Raw genomic sequence first — 17,855 nt, 5'->3', positions numbered from 1 at the left:
ACCATGAACCTGCCGACAGATCATCCGCCCATTCCCGCCCCCAAAATCGGCGTTTTGCTGGTAAATCTGGGGTCGCCCGATGCGCCGACCGCCGGCGCCGTGAAACGATATTTGCGGCAGTTCCTGTCAGACCCGCGTGTTGTCGAGATTCCAGCAATTGCCTGGCAGCCGATCCTGCGCGGCATTATCCTGAACGTCCGCCCGAAAAAAAGCGCGAAACTATATGCGACGATCTGGGACAAGGAACGCGACGGGTCGCCGTTGAAGCTGATCACCGAGGATCAGGCGGCGGCACTGGCGGCGCGTCTGCCGGACCTGAAGGTCGATTTCGCCATGCGCTATGGAAATCCGTCGATCGAATCGCGGCTGACGGCGATGAAGGCTGCAGGGTGCGGGCGTATCCTGATCCTGCCCATGTATCCGCAATATTGTGCGGCGACGACCGCCACCGTGGTGGACGAGGTCAGTCGTGTTCTGGCGGGGATGCGGTGGCAGCCCGCAATTCGTACGGCGCCGCCATGGCATGACGACCCCGCCTATATTGATGCGCTCGCCGCCGACGTGGAGGTGCAGTTGGCCGGGCTGGATTTCACGCCCGACGAACTGATCGCGACCTTTCACGGCATGCCGCGCCGCACGCTGGGAATGGGCGACCCCTATCATTGCCACTGTCAGAAAACGGGGCGCCTGCTGGCGGAGCGACTGGGACGGTCCGTGCGGGTGGTGTTCCAGTCGCGTTTCGGACGGGCCGAATGGCTGCAACCCTATCTTGACAAGACGCTGGAGGAAATTCCCACCAAGGGTGTTCGGAAGGTCGCAGTGGTTGCGCCGGGATTTACCGCCGACTGCCTTGAGACGCTGGAAGAAATTGCGCTACGCGGAGAAGAACAGTTCCAGGCAGGGGGCGGAACGCACTTTGCCTATCTGTCATGCCTGAACGCCAAGCCAGGACATCTTGACCTCCTCAACGCTATCGTTACGCGTGAGCTTGGCGGCTGGATATAAGTCCGGCTAGCGTCGGTCAGCACCGCAGAACCTTGGGAGGAATGGGATGAGGAAGCATGTCGCCATCGTTACCGGAGGCACCCGCGGGATCGGCGCCGCAATCAGCAAGAAACTGACCGAAAACGGCGTCACCGTCGTAGCGAATTATGCCGGCGACGATGAGAAGGCGAAAGCCTTTACCCAGGCAACGGGTATTGCCGCGATGAAGTGGAACGTCGCCGATTACGACGCCTGCCATGCGAAGGTGAGGGAGGTCGAGGAAACCCACGGTCCCGTTACCATACTGATCAACAATGCCGGCATAACGCGCGATGGTACGCTGCTGAAGATGGATCGCCAGATGTGGGAGGACGTGATTAACGTCAATCTGGGCGGCTGCTTCAACATGTCGAAGGCGGTTTTTCCAGGCATGAAGGCGCGCTCTTTTGGCCGGATCGTTTCCATCGGATCGATCAACGGGCAGGGCGGCCAATATGGCCAGGTGAATTATGCCGCCGCGAAGTCCGGCATTCATGGATTTACCAAGGCATTGGCACAGGAGGGGGCGCGGTTCGGCGTCACGGTCAACGCCCTCGCGCCGGGCTATATCGACACGGAAATGGTCGCTGCCGTGCCCGAGCCTGTGCTGGAGAAGATTGTTGCAAAGATCCCCGTCGGACGTTTGGGGCAGGCCGATGAAATTGCCCGCGGCGTCGCGTTCCTTTGTGGCGAGGATGCGGGATTCGTGACAGGCTCAACGCTGTCGATCAACGGCGGCCAGCACATGTATTGATTTCCGCCATGGAGGACGGGACCAGGAAGGGCGACGCGCAGAAACGCTCCCTGACCATAGCCGGGCATCGCACGTCGATCAGTCTGGAGCCGGTTTTCTGGCGCGCATTGCAAGAGGCGGCGCGGGACAGGCGGATAGCGCTGGCCGCGCTGGTTGCGGAGATCGACGAGGCGCGCACGACGAACCTTTCGTCGGCGATTCGGGTGTGGCTGTTCGAACGGGCGCGGGGAACAAGGTAGGCGCAGTGCCCAGATAAGGCCCGTCTCTGTGGTCCGTTTCAGAGCACCAGCCGCGTGACGTGCCCCATCTTTCGGCCATCGCGCGCTTCGCCCTTGCCATAGATATGCATATGAGCGTGCGGGTCCGACAGGATCGTCGACCATTGATCGACCTGATGTCCCAGCAGGTTCTGCATTTCCACCCGCGCCGCGGTCAGCGTCGTGTCGCCCAGCGGCAGGCCGCACACAGCGCGAATATGATTTTCGAACTGGCTGGTCCGCGCCCCCTCAATGGTCCAGTGGCCGCTATTATGGACGCGCGGCGCCATTTCGTTGAAAACGGGGCCATCGGGCGATGCAAAGAATTCCAGCGTCAGCAGGCCGACATAATCAAGCGCGCCTGCGACCTTTAGCGCCAGCGCGGTTGCCTCGCGCGCCTGCGCGTCGATCTCGGTACCGGCGGGGACGGTCGACCGGGCGAGAATGCCATGGTCGTGCTCGTTCTTTGGCACGGGATAGCTGACCGAACTGCCATCGTCCGCACGCGCGACCAGCAGGGAGAATTCGGCCTCAAACCTTACAAACCCCTCATAGACACAAGGCACGCCGTTCATCGTTGTCCATGCCGATGCGGCATCGTCCACAGAGGATATGCGCGCCTGGCCCTTTCCGTCATAGCCGAAGCGATTTGTCTTCAGAATGCCGGGGGTACCGATTTTGGCAATCGCCGCGCGCAGGTCGGCCTCGTTTTCGACGGCGGCATAGGGCGCCGTGCGGCCACCCAGATCGGAGACGAACCCCTTTTCAGCAAGCCGGTCCTGCGCGATTTCCAGCGCGCGTGGGGGCGGATAAAGCCGTACATGTTCGGCAAGATAGGCTAGCGCGCCTGCATCGATATTCTCAAATTCGAACGTCGCTACGTCGACCGATTTGGCGAAACGACCCAGCGCGTCCAGATCGTCATATTCGCCGCGCGTCGTCACTGCGGAGACTTCCCCCGCGCATGGTGCTTTATCGGGCGCATAAATGTGAACGCGATAGCCCATTTGCGCCGCCGCCATGGCGAGCATGCGTCCCAATTGCCCGCCGCCGACTATGCCTATGGTCGAACCGGGTGCGATCATTTGGGCGCTTTGGCGACGCCGTCGGTCTGCGCCTGCCGCCATTCGTCGAGGCGTCCTGCAAGCGCGTCGTCGAACGCGGCCAGTATCGCCGCCGCCAGAAGGCCGGCATTCTTCGCGCCCGCCTTTCCAATGGCAAGCGTCCCTACGGGTACGCCACCCGGCATCTGTGCGATGGACAGGAGCGAATCCTGCCCCGACAGAGCCTTTGACTGGACCGGTACGCCGAGCACGGGAAGCGGGGTCAGTGCTGCGGTCATGCCCGGCAGATGCGCTGCACCGCCTGCGCCTGCAATGATGACCTTCAGGCCGCGATTCTTGGCACTGCGGGCATAATCATACATGCGGTCAGGGGTCCGATGGGCGGATACGATGCTGACTTCATGCGGAACGCCCAGTTCGGCAAGCACGTCCACCGCGTGGTGCATGGTGTCCCAGTCCGACTGGCTGCCCATGATGATCCCCACAAGAGGGGCGCCTTCCGACATTATTGCCCTGTCCCATTTTGCCACTGGTAGAAGGGCATCGCCCTAAGCCGGTACGGTCGTTTCGTCCACGACAGACTGACCGTCAATTTCTTCCCGGCCGATGCCCAGCAAGTCGAGGAGCGCGGCCCGCGCATCCCAACTTTGCTGCCATAAATCGGGTTCGGCAAGCATGGCGGGTTCGAGAGTTTCCGGCCAATGATCTTCGATCAGCCGTTCCAGCGCATCGGCCTTTGCATCGTCGAGAAGGAAGCGTGGATCGATGGCGGCAAGGGCATCCTCCGTTACGGCAAGGCGCAGACGCAGACATGCCGGTCCGCCGCCATTGCGCATCGATTCGCGCACGTCGATGAAATGCGCGGCGTGAATGGGGCCGTTACCGCCGATATTCGCGTCGAGCCAGGTCTTTACACGCGGATTTTCCTCAGCCTCCTTAGGCAGGATCAGGACCATGCGACCGTCGCGCAGCGTCACCAGCTGCGAATTGAACAGGTAGGAGGAAATGGCGTCCTCAAGCGAGACCTGGCTGGCGGGAACCTCTACGACAGACACATCGGGGATGCGCCGCCGTAGTTCGGAATAGAGCCAGTCGCGATCCTGGAACGCCTGTTCGTGCGTGAAGAGGACATTCTCGTTTGCGACCGCAACCACATCATTGTGGAACGCGCCCGCCGCAATGGCCTGCCGCGACTGGGCGACGAAGATAGCGTCGGGGATGCCATGTGCGCGGGCAATCGCCTCGGAAGCGCGGCGGTCCTGCCGGGCGGGAAAGGCTCCGCCGCCAAATTCGCCTGCCCCTTCGCCATAGACGAAAATTTCCACGCCCCGCGCTGCGTGCTGCGTGCAGAGGCGCATGAAATTCGCGGCGCCTTCATCGCCAAAGCGGGCAGGGACCGGCGGATGCACGGCGAAATGGCGTCGGTCGGGAAATATCACAGCCAGTTGCTGCGCGGTTTGCCGCCATTCCATGCTGCGATGCGTCATCGAGGCAAGGTTGGCGGGCGTCAGGTGCAGGCGCCCGTCTGCGGTATCCGGAGCGGGGGATATGGTGGCGGCGTTTGCCGTCCACATGGCGGAGGCGCTGAGCGCATTGCGAAACAGTGCCGGGTCGGCCGCATGGGCGGCGGCGCAAACCTCTGCCTCGGAGCCGGAAAAGCCAAGTCTGCGCAGCCATTGCGTGTCCGGCCGATGATGCGGCGGCAATATGCCCTGACGCAGGCCGAGCGACATGAGCAACCGCATTTTTGCAATGCCTTGCAGAGCCGCCGCGCGGGGCCGGGAAGTTCGCCCGGCATTGCTGGCGCTCGCAAGATTGCCGAGGCTCAACCCTGCATAATTGTGCGTAGGACCGATCAGGCCGTCGAAGTTGATTTCGATCATTGCGGCGCGGTCTGTCCCTGCTCCGACAGGGAGACGCGGCCCACCGAAACGTCTGCGCGAATCTTTTCGAATTCCAGGCTGGCGACGGGATAGGCGCAATAATCCGCCGCATAATAGGCGCTGGGCCGGTGATTGCCGCTATCGCCGATGCCGCCAAAGGGCGCCGCGGAGGAGGCCCCGTTGGTGGGACGGTTCCAATTGACGATGCCCGCACGAATGGTGCGGCGAAACTGGGTATAGAGGTCCGGATCGTCGGAAATCAGACCGGCAGCGAGGCCGAAGCGGGTATTGTTCGCCTCCTGCAACGCAGCATCGAAATCGTCGACGCAGATCATTTGCAGCACGGGTCCGAACATTTCCTCGTCAGGCCGATCCGCCACGCCGGTCACATCGAGGATTGCGGGCGTCAGGAACGGTTTTTGCGAATCTGGGCGTTCCAGCGGGCGAATGGCCTTTGCGCCGGAATCGACGAGGGCCTGATATTGTTTCTGCAACAGGTCGGCGGCGCGGTTGGATACCACTGGCCCCATGAACGGCTGTGGGTCGTCGAACGGCGCGCCGACGATCAGATCCTTCGTCAGTTCGTTGACGTAATGCAGTATCTCGTCGTGTACCTTGTCGCGCACGATCAGGCGGCGCGCATTGGTGCATCGTTGGCCAGAGGACAGGAAGGCGGACTGAACGATCAGCGCCGCGGCGGCCTGCAGGTCGCTTTCGCGCACATCCCAACAGATCAGCGGATTATTGCCGCCCATTTCCAGCGCGAGGATATTGCCCGGCGTTTCGGCGAATTGCCGGAACAGTGCCTTACCCGTGTTCGAGCTGCCGGTGAACAGCAGGCCATCCAGGCCGGCATGGCCCGCAAGGGTGCGTCCCGTATCGCCCTCCCCCTGCACGATCTGCAGACATCCGTCGGGCAGACCGGCCTCGTCCCAGCAGCGCTTCATGACCTCTGCCGTGGCGGGGGTCAGCTCGCTGGGTTTGAACACCACGGCATTGCCCGCAAACAGCGCGGGGACGATGTGTCCGTTGGGCAGATGGGCCGGAAAATTGTACGGGCCGAGCACGCCCAGCACACCGTGCGGGCGGTGGCGCAAGGCTTGGGTGAAATTGTCGCCCGCGACTTCGCGACTGCCGGTTCGCTCCTGATAGGCGGTCAGCGAGATTTCCACCTTTGCCTGCACGGCTGCGGCCTCGGTCTTTGTTTCCCAAAAGGGCTTGCCGGTTTCCCGCGCGATGGTGCGCGCGAGCTCCTCCGCATTGTCACGCACCTTGTTCTGGAAACGCTGCAGCAGGGCGCGACGGTCGGCAAGCGACGTCGCCTCCCATTCCGGCTGGGCGGCGCGGGCGCGGCGCACTGCGGCATCGACTGCATCGGCGTCGGCAATGGGGCCGCGCCAGACCTCTTCGCCGGTGGCGGGGTCGGTTGAAATCAGCTCAGCGTGCGACATGGGTGATCGTATCTCCGGTACTGATGGGGAGGACGGCCGCCTCTTGTGCAGGCAAGGTAATGTGCGCGCCTGTCGTTTCCACCGTAGCGGCGGTAGCCCAGGCGCGGAAATCGGTCAGTGTACCCGCGGCGGCAAGGCCGGTACTGTCCCCCTGCGGCAGGTCGGTGATTTCGCCCACGGAAACCTCGCGCGCCATTGCGACGGTCCGCAACCGGTTGGTGTCCGCCACCATGGTCGGCCCGCCGTCGAAAATGTCGATATAGCCGTCGAAGTGGAATCCCTCCTTCTCAAGCATACGCATGGCGGGAACGCCGCTATCGTGCGGGTGGCCCATTGCGTCGCGCGCGCTTTGGGGCAGCAGGGCGGTATAGATCGGCAATTTCGGCATCAGGTCCGCGATGAACTGGTTGCCGTGAATACCGTTGAACCGGTCCGCGTCCTGAAAATCCATGTTGAAGAACTGGCGCCCCAGCCCATCCCAGAAGGGGGAATTGCCCTCGGGCGTTATCTGCCCGCGCAGCTCTGCGATGACGCGGTCGGCGATACGTTGGCGATGGCGGGCAATGAACAGATAGCGGCTGCGCGATAGCAACCCGCCCAAACCCTCCGACCGCAAATCAGGGTGCAGGAACAGGCCCCCCACTTCGGTCGTGCCGTTGAAATCATTGACCAGATGGAGAACGTCCAGCTTCACCGTGCGGCCAAGCTCCTGCGAGCGCTGGCTGAGCGCCGCGATCTTGTAGGAGTAAAAGGGCCAGCGCACGCCGAGGCGGGAGAAGATCATGGCACTGCCGCCGATCCTGCCTGTCCCCGCCTCCTCCAGCAGCAGCATGTAAAGCTCATCGTCGGGCGCATCGAGCGCACGCTTGAAGCTGTTGTCGGACCAGGTCAGCCGCTCCATCAGGCTGTCGCGGTCGGACGGCAGATTGGTGAAGCCGCTGCCGGTCAGTTCGGCAAGTTCCATCACCGCATCGAGATCGGTGCTGAGGGCGGGGCGCATGAACCAGAACGTCATGCCGCCAGCCTTCCGTCTGCAAGGCGCAGCAGCGTAAGGGCGGCCAGTTGGGCCCGCTCCGTCAGGCTGTCGACGATCAGGAATTCCCGGTCGGAATGGATGGCGCCGCCGCGAACGCCCATCGTATCGACGACGGCGAGGCCCGCCGCAGCGAGATTATTGCCATCACACACGCCGCCCGTATCCTTCCACCCGATGCGTTGATCGAGGTCCGCGCCGCATTCCTTGACCAGGGAGAACAGACCCATTTGCCTGTCATCGAGCGGCTTCGGCGGCCGGGCGAAGCCGCCCGTCACGTCGATGGTGACATCGTGCCGGGTGCCGATCTCCGCCAGGATGTCTTTCTGCCGCGCCTCCGCCCAATGCTGATCTTCCATGGTGAGCGGGCGGACGTTCCAGCGCAGCACCGCGCGTTCGGGAACGACATTATTGGGGCCGCCGCCATCCAGCTTTGCAGGGTTGACCGACAGCGTGTCGCGTTCCCGCTTCATGGCGTCCAGCCGCACTGCGAGATCGGCTGCGGCAACGAGGGCGTTGCGGCCATCCTGTGGGTTGCGCCCGGCATGGGCGGCGCGGCCGGTAATGGCGGCAGCGAAATTGCCGGAGCCCTTGCGCCCGCCGGCCAGTGTTCCGTCGGGTTCGGCGGCGGGTTCGAACGTCAGGCCGATCTGGCAACGTTCCGCTGCCTCCGCCAGCAGTGCGGCGCTGCCCAGCGAAGAGACTTCCTCGTCGGCATTCAGAATGACTTCCCAGCCGATTTCGCCCGCCAGCGGTGACGCCTCCAGCGTACGAAGCGCCTCCAGCATGATGGCGATTCCACCCTTCATATCGGCGACGCCGGGGCCGTTGAGGACTCCCGGCTCTACCCATTTCAGGCTCTGGAAATGATGATCGCTGGGAAAGACGGTGTCCATGTGGCCGGTCAGCAGGATGCGCCGGTTTCCCCGTCCGGGGCGGACGATGTGCAGATTGCGACCGTGGGCGAGCGGGACGCGTTTCCCTTCTGCGTCCAGCGTTTCGACCGCACTAGGTTCGCGCAGGTCGGCGCTGCCGCCCAAAGGGGAAAACGCCTCGCCAAGGATGTCAGCCATTTCAGCCAATCCCGCCAGATTGCGGCTGCCGGTATTCAGCCGACACCAATGTTCGACATTGGCCAGCATCGCCGGGCCATGGCCCTCGATAGGCGCCAGGGCTTCCGATTCAATTTCTGTCAGATTGGGCATGGGAAGCCCTTAACGTGGTGCCGCTACCCGGTCGAGAGACGCGCGCGCGTCCGCCGCGTCGCGGGCGATTTGCGCCTTTAGCGCCTCGAGGCCGTCCAGCTTTCGTTCCTCACGCAGATAGGCGATCAGTTCGACATCAATGGTCTGGCCGTAAAGATCGCCGTCCCAGTCGAAAAACCAGCTTTCCAGTAACTCGACAGGAGGTTCAATCATGGGGCGGATTCCCAGATTGGCGACACCGTCGCGCCGGGTGCCGTCCGGCATGATGCCGCGAACCGCATAGACGCCGTAACGCGGCCGCGCATAGTCGCCCAGGCGCATATTGGCTGTCGGCGTGCCGAGCGAGCGGCCCAGCTTTGCGCCGTGCTCAACCTCTGCTCGAATGGTGAAGGGGCGCGAGAGCATGCGTGCCGCCTCCTGAGGGTTGCCTGCCTGCAGGGCTTTGCGGATGCGTGTGGAACTGATTCTGTGACCGGCAACACCATTTACCGGCGCGACGGCAATCGCCTCTATGTCGTAGACGGCGCCCAGTCGTTTGAGATCCCGTGCGGAGCCGGAGGCCTGTGTGCCGAATGTGAAATCCTCGCCTGTCACGATTCCCGACAGGGCGAGCCGGTCATGCAGCACGTCGCGGACGAAGTCCTTGGGGGAAAGGGCCGCCATCGCGCGGTCGAATGCCAGCACGATGGTCCCGTCGAGGCCCGCCGCTGCAAACAGGTCCAGTCGTTGCGGTATCGTCGTTAGCGTCAGGGGCGGCGCGTCAGGCTGGAACAGGCGAGCGGGGTGCGGATCGAAGGTGATAACGAGTGATGGTCCGCCCTTTGCACGCGCGCGCGCCTGCGCCTCCCCCACCACCGCCTGATGGCCGGAATGAAAGCCGTCGAAATTGCCGAGCGCCGCGAACCCGCCGCGAAGGTCGGCAGGAAGGGGCGAATCCTGGAAGATGCGCTGCATGCGCCGTTACCCTCGCCTGCCGCTCAGGTGCGGTCGCGCAGATAATAGCGTTCGACCTCGGCAAGGTTTTCGTCGAGATCGTAGATGATTGGCTGCCCGGTCGGGATTTCGAGACCCGTAATGTCCTCGTCCGAAATGCCGGACAAATGCTTGACGAGTGCGCGCAAGCTGTTGCCATGGGCGGAGATGAGGACCCGCTTGCCGGCCTTCAGTTCCGGTGCGATGTTCTCGGTCCAATAGGGCAGTACCCGTTCGATGGTGTCTTTCAGGCTTTCGGATGCCGGCACCTCTATGCCGCGATAGCGCAGGTCATTGGCCAGATCATAGGGACCGCCCGCCTCCATCGCAGGCGGCGGCGTGTCGAAGCTGCGGCGCCAGATATGCACCTGCTCGTCGCCATGGCGGTCGCGCGTTTCCTGCTTGTCGAGACCGGTCAGGCCGCCATAGTGCCGCTCGTTGAGGCGCCAGTCCTTCGTGACGGGCAGCCACAGGCGTCCCATCGCCTCCAGCGCCAGATTGAGCGTCTTGATCGCGCGTGTCTGATAGCTGGTGAAGCACAAGTCGAAGTCGAGCCCGGCGGCGCCCATGGCTTCGCCTGCGGCAATGGCTTCCGCAGTGCCCTTCTCCGTCAGGTCTACGTCCCACCAGCCAGTGAAACGGTTTTCCAGATTCCACTGCGACTGGCCGTGGCGGATAAGGACGAGCTGGGGCATTCGGGTGTTCCTGTATGTTTTGCTACCGGTTCTGCGGCGGGCGGAATAGACGCGCGGGGATCAGTTCTGCAATTCGTCGACGATGGCGAGTGTTGCGCCCAGGCAGGCGTGGGCGAGCAGCTTGCAGCGCTCCGGGCTCCATCCCCAATATTCGTTCGGCATGACGTTCGCATCCTTGAACGGCATTTCCAGCGTCATTGCCAGGCAGTGGAATCGCTCGGCGACCTGATTGGTGCAGACGGTGAGGTTCGCCTGTCCGTTGCGGTCGCGGGGATAGCCTTCCTCCGTCTGGAAATCGGGAGAGCGGGCAAGGAGAGCAGCTTTCCAATTGTCTAGCAGACCCTGCAGGCGATCGTCGAACGAGGGGATACCCTCCGACCCGGCGATGAAATTATTGGCAATGGCTTCGTCGCCATGAACGTCGAGGCAAAAGTCGCAGCCCACCTCGTCCATCCGCTGCCGCACCAGATAGACCTCTGGCGAGCGGTCCATGGAGGGCTCCGCCCATTCGCGATTGAGATTGGCGCCGACGCCGTTGACGCGCAGATTGCCACGCCGCGATCCGTCCGGGTTCATGTTCGGGACGATGCGCAGCGTGGCCTTTTCCAGAAGGGCGCGGGCGACGGGATTCGAATAATCCGTCAACATGTCGAGCGCCCCCTCCATCCACCATTCAGCCATGGTCTCGCCCGGATGCTGCCGCCCGATGATCCACAGGTTGAGCGGGCCGGTGCCCATGGTGACCAGATCCATATCCTGGCCGTCGAGGGTCTTGCCGAGGCTTTCCACCGTGACATCCGCCTGTCCCGCCACATCCGCGATCAGATCATGGTGCCGCTCCATGGAATAGGGGGCGAAATAGGCGACCCACAGACTGCCCGAGCCAGGCGTGACGTTGATGGTCAGAACACCCTCGCCCTCGTCATAGCTGGTATCTGCACGCCACCAGATCTCGCGATCCTCTGATACGCAGGCGCGGTAACCGGACCACCCGGCGGGATAGGCGGAGTCCTTCAGACCGGTAATGCGGATCGTGCACTCCTCGTCTGCCGCGCCCGTCAGGCGAAAGAAGAACCATTGCAGGAAATCGGAGTTAGAATCCTTTGGTATCGTCAGTTCGATGTCATCGGGGGCATTGCAGCGAACGACCTCTATATTGCCGCCGTCAAAGCTGGATGAAATGGCAAGAGTCATTGGTCGGTCTCCACGCTGTCGGGAAGGGATCGTAGCGTTTCAAAAGCGCGTTCACCGCGCAAACTGTTCCACCATGTGACGGGATTCAGCCATTCCAGCGATCCGTCGACGGAAAACGTAATGAACTCGGCGCGGCCGGAAATATTCTCCACCGGTAACAGGCCCAGGCCGCCGCGCCCGTCGGAACGCGTGGCAAAGCGGCTGTCCGCGCTCATGTCGCGATTGTCGCCCATCATGAAAACGTGACCGTCCGGCACGACGACGACCGGGGTATTATCCCCTTCAGTTTGGCCAAGGTCGAGCACCTCATATTGGTGGCCGTTCGGCAGCGTCTCAATGAAACGTGGATAGCGGCAGACGACGACGCCATCCTCTCGCACGACGCGGTAGCGCAGCTTCAGTTCCGCACTGGGACTGGCCATGTTGCTGCATTCCATATTGGGCGACTGGACGATCTCGGTTGGGGCGATCTGCTGCTTGGGGACAGCGGTGCCGTTCAGGTAGAGCGTGCCGTTGCGCATCTGCACCGTGTCACCGGGCAGGCCGATAACTCGCTTGATCCAGTCCGCATGCATCACCGGGTCCTTCAAAACGACGATGTCGCCGCGATCGGGATAGCTGCCGAACAGGCGGCCCTCTATAGGCGGCAATACGCGCAGGAACGGTGACAGATAAGAGTAGCCATAGGGATATTTGGTGACGACCAGCCGGTCGCCTACCAGCATGGTCGGAACCATTGATTCCGATGGGATGAAGAAGGGCTTGGCGATGAACGACCAGATCGCCATGACCGCCAGCGCAAGAAGCGCGATGTGTCGCAGCTCCCGTTTCCAATCGGTCGGAGACTTCGGCTTTGCCGCTTTCGTGCGTTTCAGGATGATCTTTACTCCGGAACAGCGGTAATGATGACGAAGGCCTGCGCCCAGGGGTGATCGTCGGTCATCGTCAAATGTATCTCGGCCCTATGCCCGGCGGGCGTCAGTTTTTCCAGCCGCTTCGCTGCGCCGCCCGCCAGCGTCATCGTGGGGGCGCCGCTGGGAAGATTCGTAACACCCAGATCGCGCATGAACACACCCTGGCGAAAGCCGGTGCCGAGTGCCTTTGAACAGGCCTCCTTCGCTGCGAAGCGCTTTGCATATGTGCCCGTGCGGGTCAGCGGGCGTCCGGCGGCCTTCTTCCGCTCCGTATCGGTGAACACCCTGTTTTCAAAACGTTCGCCAAAACGGTCGAGCGACTTTTGAATACGCTCGATATTGCAAAGATCGGAGCCGATTCCGACGATCATCACGGACGCACAGACTGGGTCGACAGGCGCGCATCGTCCATCGCGTTCCGCATCCGCCGGATTGCTTCTTCCAGGCCCACAAAGACGGCCTCCCCGATCAGATAATGGCCAATGTTCAGTTCCGCGAGTTCCGGGATCGCGGCAACCGGGCCAACATTCGCGGTTGTCAGACCATGGCCGGCATGAACCTCCAGCCCCATCGCGGTGCCCATGCGGGCCGCGTCGATCAGCGACTGCAGGGCGGGTTCGCGCGCGGCACCGTCCAGATTGGCATAGTCGCCCGTGTGCAGTTCGACGACGGGGGCGCCCAGCGAGCGCGCCGCCTCCAGCTGTCGTTCATCGGCCTCTACGAACAGGGACACGCGGATTTGCGCACCGGACAGCTGATCGACGAAGCGTTTCAGGCGGTTGTGCTGTCCGGCGGCGTCCAGTCCCCCCTCGGTCGTGCGCTCCTCGCGTTTTTCCGGCACGATGCAGGCGGCATGCGGGCGATGTTTCAGCGCGATCGCCAGCATCTCGTCGGTTGCTGCCATTTCCAGGTTCAGTGGCAGGTCGATCTCCTCCGACAAACGGATGATATCCGTGTCGGTAATATGGCGCCGATCTTCCCGCAGATGTGCGGTAATGCCATCCGCCCCGGCATGCGCGGCCAATTTTGCCGCAGCGACGGGATCGGGGTGGCCGCCGCCCCGCGCATTGCGGATGGTGGCGACATGATCGATGTTTACGCCAAGGCGAAGGGGGGTCACGTTCTTGCCTGTCCCGCGCTCCGCGATCCGGGCTTCACGGGTTCAATGGCGGCAAGTTCAGGTGGAACATCGCTCGCCTCGTAAGTGGGCACCTCAATCGCAAGCAGGCTGTACAGCGGGACGCCGATGTCGGCTTTCCCATTAGACCTGTCGACCAGGCACCCCCCGGCGACAACCTCGCCACCGGCTGCCTCGATCGCCGCAATGGCCTCGCGCGAAGAAAGGCCGGTGGTAACCACATCTTCCATCATGAAGACTTTCTGACCCTGCTGCAGATCGAATCCGCGCCGTAATTCGAACGTGCCGGATGGACGTTCCACGAACATGGAGTCGACGCCAAGAACGCGGGCCATTTCATAGCCTGCCAGAATGCCACCCATTGCGGGGGAGATGACCACGGAAATCTGTTCCCGCACCTCGTATGGAATTTTCAATGCCAGCGCCCCCGTCAGCCGCGCGGCGCGCTTTGGATCCATCAACACGCGCGCGCATTGCAGGAATGTCGGAGATCGCAGGCCGGATGAAAGGATGAAATGGCCCTCCAGGAGCGCCCCGGCAGCACGGAATTCTGCGAGCACTTCTTCGTCGATCATCATCTTTCCCTTATCGCTTGGCACGCTATCTCTTCTCTCTCTCCACGGAGGTTACGGCATCGCTGGTTCTCAGCGCGGCGATGATATGCGTCAGATGCTGAAGATCGTCCACCTCCACGTCGACCACGAAGGTCCCGAATGAGGAGTCGCGGTCGCGAACACGCATATTGATGATATTCGCGTCGGAGCGCGCCAGTATGGCCGTCACTGTCGCGAGCGCGCCTGACGAGTTTTCCAGGACCATGGCGAGTGTGGCGATGCCCCTGTCGGTCTCCTCCCCCCAGCTGAGGTCCAGCCAATCGCGGTCGGTTTCGCTTGCCAGTTCGCCGCAATCCAGCGTGTGAACGTCGATGCCGCCGACTTTGCGGCGCAAGCCGATGATGCGCTCGCCAGGAATGGGATGGCAACAGGACGACAGATGGACGGAGACGCCGGGGGTAAGTCCCTTGATGGAAATCTTGCCCCGATTGCCGCGCTTCGCCTTTGAACGGCGGCGCATGGCGAACAGACCCGGGGCAAGCGCATCGATCAGCCGGTCGGCAGAGATTTCATGCTCGCCCAATTGTTCGAACAGCGTTTCCTCCGAATCGACGCCCAGGCGCTTCAATGCCTCGTCGAATGCCTTTTGCGACACCTCGACGTTCAGGCGCGCTGCGGCCTCGTCGTAAATCTGATGGCCCAGTCGGATGGATTCCGCACGGCCCAACATGCGGCGGTGGCGCCGTATCGCGGCCCGTGCCTTCGCCGTGGCGACGAAGTTTTCCCACGCAGGGTCCGGTTCCTGAAATTCGGAACGGAGGATTTCCACCTGATCGCCATTTTTCAACTCGGTTCTCAGCGGAACCGGCCGACCATTCACCTTGGCGCCAACTGTGGTCTTGCCGACGTCGGTATGGACCGCAAAGGCGAAATCAACCGGCGTCGCCCCGCGCGGCAATTGGATCAGTTCACCTTTAGGCGTGAAGCAGAAGACGGTGTGCTGGTACATTGCCAGGCGGGTCTGTTCCAGCACCTCTTCCGGCGTGGCGGCGTGATCCAGGATTTCCAGCAAATCGGTGATCCAAGGATATTCTTCCCGGCCCGCGCGGCCGTCGTCGCCGCGATCCTTGTACGCCCAGTGCGCGGCGAGGCCGTGCTCCGCCTCTTCATGCATGGAATGCGTGCGGATCTGCACTTCGACGCGCAGGCGCCCCTCGTAAAGGACGGTCGTGTGCAGACTGCGATAGCCGTTGCGCTTGGGCGTCGAAATGAAATCCTTGAAGCGGGCGGGCATGGCGGCCCATTTCTGGTGCAGGATACCAAGCGCGCGGTAGCAATCGTCAGGCCGGTCGACGAGCGCGCGAAATGCGATGACATCGGACAATTGCTCGAACGCAATATGCCGCTCCTGCATCTTCTTATAGATGCTGAAGGGGCGTTTTTCGCGGCCGGCAACCTCTGCATCGACGCCGTGGGAGCCAAGGGTGGTGCGAATGTCCTTGGCGATCTTGTCGACCTCGCCGCCGCCCTTCGCTCGCAGGTCGCCAAGGCGCTGGGTGATGGATTGAAATGCCTCCGGCTCCAGTTCGCGGAAGGCGATTTCCTTCATCTCGTCCATGAACTGGTACATGCCGATGCGCTCGGCCAGCGGCGCATAGATATCCATCGTTTCCCGGGCGATGCGCTTGCGCTTTTCCGGGTTCTTGATGTGATGCAGTGTCCGCATGTTATGCAGCCGGTCAGCCAGCTTCACCAGCAGCACACGGATGTCGCCGGACATGGCGATCAGAAATTTGCGCAGATTTTCCGCGGCGCGTTCTGAATCGGTCTGCGCCTCGATTTTCGAAAGCTTGGTAACGCCATCAACCAGACGGGCGACATTTTCGCCGAACAAGTCGCGAATCTTTTCCGGTGTGGCGACGGTGTCCTCGACCGTGTCGTGCAGGATCGCCGTCGCGATCGTCTCATCATCCAGTTTCAGATCGGTCAGGATACCCGCCACCTCTATCGGGTGGGAGAAATACGGGTCGCCGGATGCGCGCTTCTGACTGCCATGCGCCTGCAGGCTGAACACATAGGCACGGTTCAGCAGATCCTCGTCCGCATCCGGATCGTAGGCCCTGACTTTTTCGACAAGTTCATACTGGCGCAGCATGGCACCGACTATGTGAGCGGTCGCCGTCCATAGGCAACCGGATTCGGCCTAATGGCCGGGAAAGAGCCTAGGCCTCGTAATCCGGAACGATTGGCGTCGGCTTCGGCGGAGCGGCAGCGGTCAGACGCAGCGCCTCTGCGGCCTGTGCCATGTTGACGGCCTCATCCGCCTCGTCATCCTCGTCGACCAGAACCTTTTGCATGCTGGTAACCAGCACTTCGTTCAGGTGCTTCGGCTTCACCTTCTCGGCGGCGATTTCGCGCAGGGCGACGACCGGGTTCTTGTCGCGGTCGCGTTCCACCGTCAGGTCTGCGCCTGCCGAAATCTGGCGCGCACGCTGTCCGCTGAGCAGGACGAGATCGAAACGGTTGGGGATCTTGTCGACGCAATCTTCGACGGTAACGCGCGCCATGGGCGGACTCCGAAAGGGGATTCTGTTGGGAAATTATGTGTTCCGCAGCTAGGGGCCGGGGCGCCATATGTCAAGTAAAACGCCCTTTCCGGTCCTCTACGAGGATGCCGAACTGCTGATCATCGACAAGCCTGCCGGGCTTGCGGTGCATCCCGGCCCGAAGACTCCGCACAGCCTGGAGGATCGTCTGGACGAGCTGCGGTTCGGCTATCACTGCCGTCCCGGTCCGGCACATCGGCTGGATCGGGATACGTCGGGCTGCCTGGTGCTGGCGCGCAACCCAAAGGCGCTGAAACGGATGCATGGCCTGTTCCAGGCGGGGCTGGTGGAAAAAACCTATCTCGCCATTCTGACCGGGACGATCGAGGGAGAAGGCATCATCGACGTGCCGCTGAAGAAGATCAGCAGCAAGGAGGACGGCTGGCGCATGGTGGTCGCTGAAAAGGGCGATCCCAAGTCGAAGGAGGCGCTGACCCGTTGGCGGGCGGTGGAGGCAGCAGGAACGGGGCGCACTTTCGTGGAATTCAAACCCGCAACAGGGCGGACGCACCAACTGCGCATCCATGCGGCACATGCGCTATCGCCGATTGCCGGTGATCCCGTTTATGGCGTTGGCACTGGCAACGAGATGGAGCCGATGCGGCTGCATGCGCGGCGCATAGCCTTCGACTGGCGCGGCGGACGGCGGATCGAGGTGGAGGCGCCGACGCCATTCGGTCCCTGAAAACGAAAACGGCCCGGCCACCCGGGGGTGGCAGGGCCGTTTCATATTCTTCTGGAAAGGCTTACGCGCTTTCGAGGTTTACCGCGCTGGTCTTGCCGCGACGGTCCTCTTCAAGGTCGTAGGAAACCTTCTGGTCCTTATCCAGCGTGTGCATGCCAGCGGCCTGTACAGCGGTAATATGGACGAAAGCGTCATTGCCGCCACCTTCCGGTGCGATGAAACCATAGCCTTTGTCGGCGTTGAAGAATTTTACGGTGCCTATGGGCATATTCTATTCCTTAATTCGATTCATAACCCGGACTTGCCAAGATTGGCGCACCGGGAGCGTCAAGCGAGCGAAAGAAGGAAACTGGGCCGCAAAGCGCCAAAGGCCGTCGATCTGCGACTATATGCTCACGTCTATATAATGGAGTGGCTGGGAAAAAGC

General features: G+C 62.3%; 20 protein-coding genes. 4 read left to right on the top strand and 16 right to left on the bottom strand.

The window, feature by feature from the left end; genetic code table 11:
* The first annotated feature begins 3 nt into the window (after window positions 1-3).
* The 3 genes from hemH to ACSMXM_RS09835 are packed head-to-tail and all read left to right on the top strand — an operon-like array spanning window position 4 to window position 2,016.
* Entirely contained in the window at window positions 4-1,005 is a 1,002-nt protein-coding gene (gene hemH, locus ACSMXM_RS09845; RefSeq protein ID WP_460315774.1) for a ferrochelatase, read from the top strand.
* A gap of 46 nt (window positions 1,006-1,051) precedes the next feature.
* Complete coding sequence (phbB, locus tag ACSMXM_RS09840; RefSeq protein ID WP_460315773.1) at window positions 1,052-1,777, top strand: acetoacetyl-CoA reductase; 726 nt, start codon at window positions 1,052-1,054, stop codon at window positions 1,775-1,777.
* Between the two features lie 8 nt (window positions 1,778-1,785).
* A complete protein-coding gene (locus tag ACSMXM_RS09835; protein ID WP_460315772.1) occupies window positions 1,786-2,016 on the top strand; it encodes a ribbon-helix-helix domain-containing protein in 231 nt (76 codons plus the stop codon).
* A gap of 38 nt (window positions 2,017-2,054) precedes the next feature.
* Here the strand turns inward: ACSMXM_RS09835 and ACSMXM_RS09830 are convergent, their stop codons facing one another.
* The 15 genes from ACSMXM_RS09830 to rpoZ form a co-directional block, all read right to left on the bottom strand.
* Window positions 2,055-3,119, bottom strand: a complete 1,065-nt coding sequence (locus ACSMXM_RS09830) for a 5-(carboxyamino)imidazole ribonucleotide synthase (RefSeq protein ID WP_460315771.1) — start codon at window positions 3,117-3,119, stop codon at window positions 2,055-2,057.
* Window positions 3,116-3,604, bottom strand: coding sequence for a 5-(carboxyamino)imidazole ribonucleotide mutase (gene purE, locus ACSMXM_RS09825; RefSeq protein WP_460315770.1), 489 nt, complete (start codon window positions 3,602-3,604; stop codon window positions 3,116-3,118). The genes ACSMXM_RS09830 and purE overlap by 4 nt, the downstream gene beginning before the upstream one ends.
* 42 nt (window positions 3,605-3,646) lie before the next feature.
* Window positions 3,647-4,981, bottom strand: coding sequence for an N-succinylarginine dihydrolase (locus ACSMXM_RS09820; protein ID WP_460315769.1), 1,335 nt, complete (start codon window positions 4,979-4,981; stop codon window positions 3,647-3,649).
* A complete protein-coding gene (gene astD / locus ACSMXM_RS09815) occupies window positions 4,978-6,432 on the bottom strand; it encodes a succinylglutamate-semialdehyde dehydrogenase (protein ID WP_460315768.1) in 1,455 nt (484 codons plus the stop codon). The genes ACSMXM_RS09820 and astD overlap by 4 nt, the downstream gene beginning before the upstream one ends.
* Window positions 6,419-7,447 (bottom strand): arginine N-succinyltransferase, encoded by a 1,029-nt coding sequence (locus ACSMXM_RS09810; RefSeq protein ID WP_460315767.1) that lies wholly within the window; start codon window positions 7,445-7,447, stop codon window positions 6,419-6,421. The genes astD and ACSMXM_RS09810 overlap by 14 nt, the downstream gene beginning before the upstream one ends.
* Complete coding sequence (locus ACSMXM_RS09805; RefSeq protein ID WP_460315766.1) at window positions 7,444-8,670, bottom strand: hydrolase; 1,227 nt, start codon at window positions 8,668-8,670, stop codon at window positions 7,444-7,446. Before ACSMXM_RS09805 ends, ACSMXM_RS09810 begins: the two co-directional genes overlap by 4 nt.
* Before the next feature lie 9 nt (window positions 8,671-8,679).
* Window positions 8,680-9,624: a bifunctional riboflavin kinase/FAD synthetase gene (locus ACSMXM_RS09800; protein ID WP_460315765.1), complete on the bottom strand. Its 945-nt coding sequence runs from the start codon at window positions 9,622-9,624 to the stop codon at window positions 8,680-8,682.
* A gap of 23 nt (window positions 9,625-9,647) precedes the next feature.
* A complete protein-coding gene (gene gpmA / locus ACSMXM_RS09795) occupies window positions 9,648-10,337 on the bottom strand; it encodes a 2,3-diphosphoglycerate-dependent phosphoglycerate mutase (protein ID WP_460315764.1) in 690 nt (229 codons plus the stop codon).
* A 60-nt stretch (window positions 10,338-10,397) separates the two neighbouring features.
* Window positions 10,398-11,531: a M14 family metallopeptidase gene (locus ACSMXM_RS09790; protein WP_460315763.1), complete on the bottom strand. Its 1,134-nt coding sequence runs from the start codon at window positions 11,529-11,531 to the stop codon at window positions 10,398-10,400.
* Complete coding sequence (lepB, locus tag ACSMXM_RS09785; protein WP_460315762.1) at window positions 11,528-12,319, bottom strand: signal peptidase I; 792 nt, start codon at window positions 12,317-12,319, stop codon at window positions 11,528-11,530. The genes ACSMXM_RS09790 and lepB overlap by 4 nt, the downstream gene beginning before the upstream one ends.
* Window positions 12,320-12,414: 95 nt before the next feature.
* Window positions 12,415-12,816, bottom strand: coding sequence for a holo-ACP synthase (acpS, locus tag ACSMXM_RS09780; protein WP_460315761.1), 402 nt, complete (start codon window positions 12,814-12,816; stop codon window positions 12,415-12,417).
* Entirely contained in the window at window positions 12,816-13,565 is a 750-nt protein-coding gene (locus tag ACSMXM_RS09775) for a pyridoxine 5'-phosphate synthase (RefSeq protein WP_460315760.1), read from the bottom strand. Before ACSMXM_RS09775 ends, acpS begins: the two co-directional genes overlap by 1 nt.
* Window positions 13,562-14,158 carry an orotate phosphoribosyltransferase gene (pyrE, locus tag ACSMXM_RS09770; protein ID WP_460316397.1) on the bottom strand — a complete coding sequence of 199 codons (597 nt, stop codon included), beginning with the start codon at window positions 14,156-14,158 and terminating at the stop codon, window positions 13,562-13,564. The genes ACSMXM_RS09775 and pyrE overlap by 4 nt, the downstream gene beginning before the upstream one ends.
* A 25-nt stretch (window positions 14,159-14,183) precedes the next feature.
* Window positions 14,184-16,292, bottom strand: a complete 2,109-nt coding sequence (locus ACSMXM_RS09765) for a RelA/SpoT family protein (protein ID WP_460315759.1) — start codon at window positions 16,290-16,292, stop codon at window positions 14,184-14,186.
* A gap of 67 nt (window positions 16,293-16,359) precedes the next feature.
* A complete protein-coding gene (gene rpoZ / locus ACSMXM_RS09760) occupies window positions 16,360-16,704 on the bottom strand; it encodes a DNA-directed RNA polymerase subunit omega (protein ID WP_460315758.1) in 345 nt (114 codons plus the stop codon).
* Window positions 16,705-16,771: 67 nt separating this feature from the next.
* On the opposite strand from rpoZ, the gene ACSMXM_RS09755 reads away from it, so the two are divergent.
* Window positions 16,772-17,428, top strand: a complete 657-nt coding sequence (locus tag ACSMXM_RS09755; protein ID WP_460315757.1) for an RluA family pseudouridine synthase — start codon at window positions 16,772-16,774, stop codon at window positions 17,426-17,428.
* A 61-nt stretch (window positions 17,429-17,489) separates the two neighbouring features.
* On the opposite strand, the gene ACSMXM_RS09750 is transcribed toward ACSMXM_RS09755, so the two are convergent.
* Window positions 17,490-17,696, bottom strand: a complete 207-nt coding sequence (locus tag ACSMXM_RS09750; RefSeq protein WP_460315756.1) for a cold-shock protein — start codon at window positions 17,694-17,696, stop codon at window positions 17,490-17,492.
* Between the last annotated feature and the right edge of the window lie 159 nt (window positions 17,697-17,855).

The sequence above is a fragment of the Pacificimonas sp. ICDLI1SI03 genome (assembly GCF_054740865.1).
Note: the sequence above shows the minus strand (reverse complement) of the source record. Positions and strands in the feature narration are given on the sequence as shown.

Bases quoted from the DNA above. Each gene is read 5' to 3' on its own strand.
- hemH (WP_460315774.1), top strand. From the start codon at position 4: ATGAACCTGCCGACAGATCATCCGCCCATTCCCGCCCCCAAAATCGGC.
- phbB (WP_460315773.1), top strand. From the start codon at position 1,052: ATGAGGAAGCATGTCGCCATCGTTACCGGAGGCACCCGCGGGATCGGC.
- ACSMXM_RS09835 (WP_460315772.1), top strand. From the start codon at position 1,786: ATGGAGGACGGGACCAGGAAGGGCGACGCGCAGAAACGCTCCCTGACC.
- ACSMXM_RS09830 (WP_460315771.1), bottom strand. From the start codon at position 3,119: ATGATCGCACCCGGTTCGACCATAGGCATAGTCGGCGGCGGGCAATTG.
- purE (WP_460315770.1), bottom strand. From the start codon at position 3,604: ATGTCGGAAGGCGCCCCTCTTGTGGGGATCATCATGGGCAGCCAGTCG.
- ACSMXM_RS09820 (WP_460315769.1), bottom strand. From the start codon at position 4,981: ATGATCGAAATCAACTTCGACGGCCTGATCGGTCCTACGCACAATTAT.
- astD (WP_460315768.1), bottom strand. From the start codon at position 6,432: ATGTCGCACGCTGAGCTGATTTCAACCGACCCCGCCACCGGCGAAGAG.
- ACSMXM_RS09810 (WP_460315767.1), bottom strand. From the start codon at position 7,447: ATGACGTTCTGGTTCATGCGCCCCGCCCTCAGCACCGATCTCGATGCG.
- ACSMXM_RS09805 (WP_460315766.1), bottom strand. From the start codon at position 8,670: ATGCCCAATCTGACAGAAATTGAATCGGAAGCCCTGGCGCCTATCGAG.
- ACSMXM_RS09800 (WP_460315765.1), bottom strand. From the start codon at position 9,624: ATGCAGCGCATCTTCCAGGATTCGCCCCTTCCTGCCGACCTTCGCGGC.
- gpmA (WP_460315764.1), bottom strand. From the start codon at position 10,337: ATGCCCCAGCTCGTCCTTATCCGCCACGGCCAGTCGCAGTGGAATCTG.
- ACSMXM_RS09790 (WP_460315763.1), bottom strand. From the start codon at position 11,531: ATGACTCTTGCCATTTCATCCAGCTTTGACGGCGGCAATATAGAGGTC.
- lepB (WP_460315762.1), bottom strand. From the start codon at position 12,319: ATGGCGATCTGGTCGTTCATCGCCAAGCCCTTCTTCATCCCATCGGAA.
- acpS (WP_460315761.1), bottom strand. From the start codon at position 12,816: ATGATCGTCGGAATCGGCTCCGATCTTTGCAATATCGAGCGTATTCAA.
- pyrE (WP_460316397.1), bottom strand. From the start codon at position 14,158: ATGATCGACGAAGAAGTGCTCGCAGAATTCCGTGCTGCCGGGGCGCTC.
- ACSMXM_RS09765 (WP_460315759.1), bottom strand. From the start codon at position 16,292: ATGCTGCGCCAGTATGAACTTGTCGAAAAAGTCAGGGCCTACGATCCG.
- rpoZ (WP_460315758.1), bottom strand. From the start codon at position 16,704: ATGGCGCGCGTTACCGTCGAAGATTGCGTCGACAAGATCCCCAACCGT.
- ACSMXM_RS09755 (WP_460315757.1), top strand. From the start codon at position 16,772: ATGTCAAGTAAAACGCCCTTTCCGGTCCTCTACGAGGATGCCGAACTG.
- ACSMXM_RS09750 (WP_460315756.1), bottom strand. From the start codon at position 17,696: ATGCCCATAGGCACCGTAAAATTCTTCAACGCCGACAAAGGCTATGGT.